Source organism: Suttonella ornithocola, from assembly GCF_001889065.1.
GTDB classification, from domain to species: domain Bacteria; phylum Pseudomonadota; class Gammaproteobacteria; order Cardiobacteriales; family Cardiobacteriaceae; genus Suttonella_A; species Suttonella_A ornithocola.
On sequence record NZ_LWHB01000060.1, the window covers coordinates 1 to 6,515 of the forward strand.

Annotated in this window: 8 protein-coding genes and 1 pseudogene; 1 reads left to right on the plus strand and 8 read right to left on the minus strand. The window is 41.5% G+C overall.

Translation table 11 applies throughout. The features are described 5' to 3' along the window. Nucleotides 1-168: helix-turn-helix domain-containing protein (locus A5N85_RS17575; protein ID WP_143143188.1), on the minus strand; the 168-nt coding region annotated here is incomplete at its 3' end. A gap of 90 nt (nucleotides 169-258) precedes the next feature. Between A5N85_RS17575 and A5N85_RS17200 the strand changes: the two are divergent. After that, nucleotides 259-399, plus strand: a pseudogene (locus tag A5N85_RS17200) (YkvA family protein); the annotation flags it as partial. A gap of 59 nt (nucleotides 400-458) precedes the next feature. Here the strand turns inward: A5N85_RS17200 and A5N85_RS05030 are convergent. From A5N85_RS05030 to tal, 7 genes are read right to left on the minus strand one after another with little or no spacing between them, the layout of a single operon-like run. Next, nucleotides 459-1,034, minus strand: coding sequence for a DUF2167 domain-containing protein (locus tag A5N85_RS05030; protein ID WP_072576252.1), 576 nt, complete (start codon nucleotides 1,032-1,034; stop codon nucleotides 459-461). Further along, nucleotides 1,031-1,645 carry a ribonuclease T gene (gene rnt, locus A5N85_RS05035; RefSeq protein WP_072576253.1) on the minus strand — a complete coding sequence of 205 codons (615 nt, stop codon included), beginning with the start codon at nucleotides 1,643-1,645 and terminating at the stop codon, nucleotides 1,031-1,033. The genes A5N85_RS05030 and rnt overlap by 4 nt, the downstream gene beginning before the upstream one ends. Before the next feature lie 9 nt (nucleotides 1,646-1,654). After that, nucleotides 1,655-2,191: a CDP-diacylglycerol--glycerol-3-phosphate 3-phosphatidyltransferase gene (gene pgsA, locus A5N85_RS05040; RefSeq protein WP_245935981.1), complete on the minus strand. Its 537-nt coding sequence runs from the start codon at nucleotides 2,189-2,191 to the stop codon at nucleotides 1,655-1,657. A 22-nt stretch (nucleotides 2,192-2,213) separates the two neighbouring features. Beyond that, entirely contained in the window at nucleotides 2,214-4,037 is a 1,824-nt protein-coding gene (uvrC, locus tag A5N85_RS05045) for an excinuclease ABC subunit UvrC (RefSeq protein ID WP_072576255.1), read from the minus strand. Next, nucleotides 4,034-4,780 (minus strand): 3-deoxy-manno-octulosonate cytidylyltransferase, encoded by a 747-nt coding sequence (gene kdsB / locus A5N85_RS05050; protein ID WP_072576256.1) that lies wholly within the window; start codon nucleotides 4,778-4,780, stop codon nucleotides 4,034-4,036. The genes uvrC and kdsB overlap by 4 nt, the downstream gene beginning before the upstream one ends. Continuing rightward, complete coding sequence (locus tag A5N85_RS05055) at nucleotides 4,777-4,971, minus strand: Trm112 family protein (protein ID WP_072576257.1); 195 nt, start codon at nucleotides 4,969-4,971, stop codon at nucleotides 4,777-4,779. Before A5N85_RS05055 ends, kdsB begins: the two co-directional genes overlap by 4 nt. Further along, nucleotides 4,964-6,373, minus strand: a complete 1,410-nt coding sequence (gene tal, locus A5N85_RS05060) for a transaldolase (protein WP_072576258.1) — start codon at nucleotides 6,371-6,373, stop codon at nucleotides 4,964-4,966. The genes A5N85_RS05055 and tal overlap by 8 nt, the downstream gene beginning before the upstream one ends. Between the last annotated feature and the right edge of the window lie 142 nt (nucleotides 6,374-6,515).

Genomic DNA, 6,515 nt, shown 5'->3' on the forward strand with positions numbered 1-6,515 from the left:
ATCAATCTTTGAGGGCTTACGCTCAGTAAAGCCTTTAGGATGGGGATTTTTAATCCAGCTATAGACGGTGAATTTGCTGATTTTGTAGCGCTTTGCAACAGCGCGCCAAGTTTCTCCATTAGCAATATCGTTAAGAATTTTCTGTCGGAATTGGCTGCAGTAGGTCATAGGATATGCTCAGTTTGTTTTTGATAATTCTACTATAAGTCGTTCTTTATATCTGCTTTGGATAGATTGGATTATAAGTGATTTTACTATATTATTCCTGATATTACCCCCATTGTTGGTTTTACAGATGATTTAGGTGTTCTCGCTGCTGCTATTGCTACCGTTGCTTTTTATATAGACGATGACGTTAAGCAAAAAGCCAAAGCGAAAATGCATCAATGGTTCGGATAATTCATCAAATCTGTCCTGATAGAGCGACTAGATAGCCGCTCTATCAGAAAGAATTTTACTTATATAAAGCTATTCATCAGCATCAAATTCTCAAGATTACCTTCAGCGAGTTTATCTTTTCCTTTTTGATAATCTTGATAGCGATAACCTGCTTGCACTTGAATTTCCCATCCTGTTAGACTCAAGTTATCTTTTGGTTTTCCAACCAATGTTAAAATCAGCGCACCATCTCTAATTAATTTAATCCGATAAAGGTTTAAAGCCGCTTCCCGTCCAAACAGCAATTCTATTCCATATTCAAGCAAATGTTTTTCCGCATGATAAGTCGGTGCCGGTGAAAAGCCTTTAAAACGCACTTTTTCACTTTCGCTTAACCCACTTTCTTCGTTTAAAATTTTTAGATCATCTTGACCTTTTTCCACAATAAACCGCGTATTGATATGTGAATTAGGATGTGCGATATAGCCCATTTTTTGATGTTCTAAAATGGCAAAAACTCCTTCCGCCTGATTTTTAGGCTTTGCTGCCGTTAAAATATGTCGACCATCTCCAAACTCTTCATTGATAAATTGATTAAGTGTTGAGCCTGAAAGTACTTTCCAATTTTCAGGCGTTTTAAGCATTGCTATCGTCATAAAATTCCCGGATTTCCGTTGGTTTCAGTCCACTGATTGACAATTTGACAGAAAATTTTTGCAGTTAACTCTGTATCATATTTTGCACCATGCGCTCTTTCGCTGTCATACTCTAGACCAGCTTGTCTTACAATACGTGCCAATACAGTTTGTCCATACGCAAGCGCACCTAAAGAAACGGTATCCAATGCTGAAAAAGGATGAAATGGATTGCGTTGATAGTTCGTGCGCTCAGCTAAAGCATTGATAAATCCTAAATCAAATTGCGCATTATGCCCAACTAAAATACTGCGCGTACATTCCTGTTGTTTTTGATATTCACGAATAGCCCCAAACAATCGTTCAGCCACTCGAGCTTCATCTAGTGCAGGACGCAAAGGATGAAAAGGATCAATGCCTGTAATTTTCAAAGATTCTGGGTCAATATTACTGCCTTCAAAGGGTTTAACGTGATAATGCAAAGTATCCACTAAGTCTAATTTTCCCTCTGCATTGTAATTCACAAATACCGCTGCAACTTCTAATAAAGCATCTTTCTCACGATCAAAACCACCTGTTTCAACGTCAACAACAACCGGTAAAAATCCTCTAAAGCGTTGGCTAATTTTCATAATTCTCCATTATTTGAGCTGTTGCCATGCGCCTTTCGTGTAGGCAATCATGGATGATAAAGTAAGCAATGCAGCAATAATAAGCAATACCTGACCAATGTGCCAAATTGGTAAACCAATAAATGGTTTACGATAAATCAAAAAGCCTAAAGCTAGCATTTGTGTCGTTGTTTTCCATTTACCAACTTTCGCTACCGCAACAATATCGCGTTGACCAATAGAAGACATCCATTCTCGTAAGGCAGATATCCAAACTTCTCGACCAATAATAATCAGTGTGCAAACCATTAACCAACTTTCTGGATAATGTTGAAGCACGATAATTAATACCGCGCATACCATCAATTTATCTGCAACGGGATCTAAAAATGCGCCAAATGCACTAACCTCACCTAATTTTCGAGCAAGGTAGCCATCAAAATAATCCGTAATACAAGCAAGCGCATAGGCAATTAACGCTAGCCATTGTCCCCAACTTTCAGGGTGAATATAGTAAAAGAAAACAAATAACGGGATAAGCGCAATGCGCAGAAGGGTAAGCTTCATAGCTGGTTGCGAGATCATGAGATTATCCTTTTTCGTGGAGGGTGGCATAAATTTCTTTTGCCAGTTTAGCACTAATTCCGGGTACGCGGGCGAGGTCTTCAGCAGCAGCTTGCTCAATTCCTTGAATCCCCCCAAAATGGCGAATCAATGCTTGTCGACGTTTAGCGCCTACACCAGCAATATTCTCTAAAACAGATTTTTTTGCTTTTTTATCGCGACCACTTCGATGACCGGTAATTGCAAAGCGATGCGCTTCATCGCGAATTTGTACAATTAATTGCATGGCTTGGCTATCAGGCGGTAAATAACGCGCTATTTTCTCATTCGGAAACCAAAATTGCTCTAGCCCAGCTTTACGTCCCTGCCCTTTCGCAACGCCAATCAGCTGAACTCCTTGAATATTGAGCTCTTCAAACACTTCTATTGCTTGCCGCAATTGCCCACGCCCACCATCAACAAAAAAGATATCAGGTATCGTCCCTTCTCCAGTCCGCAATCGTTCAAAACGCCGTGTCAGCATTTGCCGCATGGCTGCATAATCATCTCCACCGGTTATACCATTGATTTTGTATCGGCGGTAATCCGATTTTAATGCACCACGACGATCAAAGACCACGCAAGAAGCAATGGTATATTCCCCCATCATGTGACTAATATCAGCACATTCTAATCGCTGAGGAACCGCATCTAAATGAAAAGCTTCTGCTAACGCTTGGAAACGCCTCTCCATTGTTAACTTGCCCGATAATCGTAAGCTTAAGCTCATTTTGGCATTTTCAATAGCCATTTCTAGCCAATACCGCCTATCTTCCTTGGGTTGCGTGGTTAACGTTACTTTCCTACCAGCTCTTTCAGTTAGATATTCTGCAAGGCTTTCTGTATTTTCAATAGAGTGGCTTAAAATAAGTTGTGGCGGCGGACGACGTTCGTGATAAAATTGACCGATAAATGCTTCTAAAATCTCGCTGTCATCGTGCTTTTCCGGCAATTTAGGGTAATAGGCTTGCGAAGTAATATTATGCCCGTCTCGATAAAATAGGACTTGCACACAAGCTTCGCCATAATCACTTGCAATGGCTAAGACATCTGCATCCGCATCTCCAGCAATCATGTGCTGACGCTCTGTTACCTTTCGTAGCTGAATGAGCTGGTCTCGCAATATCGCAGCTTGTTCATAATGCTGTTTTTCGCTCGCTGCTTGCATTTTTGCGGTTAATTCATCCGTTAATTCTTCACTTCTGCCATTTAAAAATGCGCGCGTCGCAGCAACCGTTTCCGCATACGCTTCTTGAGTAATATTCCCCACACACGGCGCATAACAACGCTGAATTTGATACTGTAAACATGGACGGCTACGATTAGCGAAATAGCTATCCTCACATTGCCGCACTCTAAACACTTTTTGAAGTAAATCTAAAGAATATCTAGCCGCATGAACATTAGGATATGGGCCAAAATATTCTCCCTTTTTTCGCGTACCTCGATGAAAAGACAAACGCGGAAACTCATGCGCAGATAAATGAATATAGGGATAACTTTTATCATCACGCAACAAAATATTAAATTTGGGGCGATGCGTTTTAATCAGATTATTTTCTAAAATCAACGCTTCTGTTTCACTAGCAGTCGCTGTTGTATCAATATCAATGACTGCTTGCATTAACGCTTGCGTTTTAGGGGATAAACCTGTTTTGCGAAAATAGCTGGATAAACGTTTCCGTAAATTTTTCGCTTTCCCCACATAAATGACTTTTCCGTCAGCATCTCTCATCTGATAGACGCCTGGACGCGTAGTCACATGGCTTAAAAAAACTTTTGGGTCAAATCGACGAACAGAATCGCTCATTTTTCTACGCGTAACAGAGCATCTACTCGAATTCTATCTTCTTCTGTATCTACGCCTGCTGGCGGCACTTCTGTTGCTTTAGCAACAATAATGCGTCTCCCATGTTCTAAAAATCGCAACTGCTCTAGTTTTTCTGTTTGTTCTAAAGGGGTTGCTGATAGCTGTGGGTAATCTCGCAAAGCTTTTGCCCGATAAGCATAAATACCGATATGGCGTTGATAAGGAAAAGCGGATTTTATCTCTTGTGCATCTCTTGGATAAGGCAATAAACTTCGAGAAAAATACAATGCATATCCGTTTAAATCGCAAACCACTTTTACCATGTGCGGAGAACCAGGGTCTTCTTCTGGGATAAAAGGCGTACTTAACGTTGCTACCGAAGCATCTGGATGCGCAATAAGTGCATCAGCCACTTGTGTAATCAATTCTGCGGGTAGCAATGGTTCATCACCTTGTACATTAACCACAACAGTTTCATCTGACCATTCTTGCTTTTGCACAACTTCGCTTAAACGATGCGTTCCATTCTCATGGTCATGACGAGTTGGAATGCCTTGAATACCATACTGTCGTAAAACTTCAGCAATTCGCTCATCATCATAAGCGACCCATACTGCTAAACCTGATTGCATTGCCCGCTTTGCGGTTCTCACAATCATTGGTAGTCCCGCTAAATCGCAAAGCGGCTTACCCGGTAAACGAGTCGCATTGAATCTTGCGGGAATAACGACTACTGCGTTCATTTATCTTTTTGTTCCGTTAATAATAAAGGTTCTATGCTTTGTGCATCATCTGCTAATAACATAAATATTCCGTTATCAATCGGATAGCGGCGATTAGCCGCTTTATTTTCAAGCCATTTTTCATCAGTGCTCAAAGAAAGCGGCTGCCCATCAATTGGGCAGCGCAATAAAGAAATCATATCTTTATTCATTCGTTTCTTCTCCTGATGAAGCAGTATTCTCTGCTTGTTGCTCTGCTTCGGCTTTCTCCGCTTCTTCTGCAGCTATTTGCTTTTTCAAAGCACGTACTTTCCGCGACAATGTTTTTAACAACACATCAAAAGCTTCTTCAAACTGTTTGATTCCCTCAACTTCTAGTTGATCGGTAATCTTACCAACATCCACACCTGCATCTTCTACTCGACGGATTAAAGCAGGTGCTTCATCTAATCGGCGCATCAACGTTGGTGCAGGTTGTCCATGGTCTTTGAATGCGGCATAAGTCGCTGGTGGTATCGTATTAACCGTATCAGTGCCAATTAAATGGTCAACATAACGCACATCAGAATAAGCCGGATTTTTAGTTCCTGTACTTGCCCATAACAGACGCTGTACTTTTGCGCCCTTACGCTGCAATTCCAACCAATCATCATGTGTAATACGCTCTAAATAATACGCGTACGCCAACTGGGCATTAGCAATGGCTGCTCGACCGCGTAAATCTGCATAATCATCTGATAAAGCCGCATCTATCGCACTATCCACACGACTCACAAAGAAGCTAGCAACCGAACGGACGAAATCAATAGACTGCCCCGCTTCTACACGTTGTTTAAGCCCATCAATATAAGCCTCTAATACCTGTTGATAACGTTCTACAGAGAAAAGTAAGGTTACATTCACATGAATGCCTTCAGCAACCAAAGCGGTAATAGCTTTTAATCCTTCTTTTGTTCCGGGAACTTTAATCATGACGTTATCACGAGCGACTTTTGCAAATAAAGCTTTTGCCTCTGCAATTGTTTTATCTGCATTATGTGCAATATCCGGCGAAACCTCTAAAGATACCATACCATCAACGCCGCCTGTTTTTTCATAGACAGGTAACATTTGATCGCAAGCGGTTTGAATATCTTCAATTGCCAAAGCATAGAAAGCATCACGCACGCCGCCCGTATTATTCTCTAGCCAAGCTTTAAGGGCAGCATCATAGCTATCGCCTTCCTCAAAAGCTTTTTGGAAGATAGCAGGATTAGAAGTTACACCGCGTAAATCATCTTCCGCAATCATTCGCTCTAACTCACCGTCGGCTAACATTTTCCGAGAAACATTGTCATACCATGGACTTTGTCCAAATTCAGGCAGCCTTGCTAAAGGATTTTTAGTTGACTGGACGATATCTTTAGTCGTTTCCTCTTCATGTGATACCGCTGTATCTACAGATTTCTCTACAGATGACTGACTTTCCTCAGTGACATTTTGAATTTGTGCCTCATTGGATAAGAAAGTGTCTCCCGTACCAATTAACGAAGTGGACTCATTAGTTTCGCAAATCACTGGCAATTGTTTTTCTTCTACAGTTAGCGCTAACGGTAATTCTAGCGTTTTATCCATTTCTGTTACTCGTGTGCGTGTTTTGCGCGTAGAAGTTTTACGCTTTTTCAGTACCACTGCTTCGGTCTCGGTCTCGGTCTCGGTCTCGGTCTCGGTCTCGGTCTCGGTCTCGGTCTCGGTCTCGGTCTCGGTCTCGGTCTCG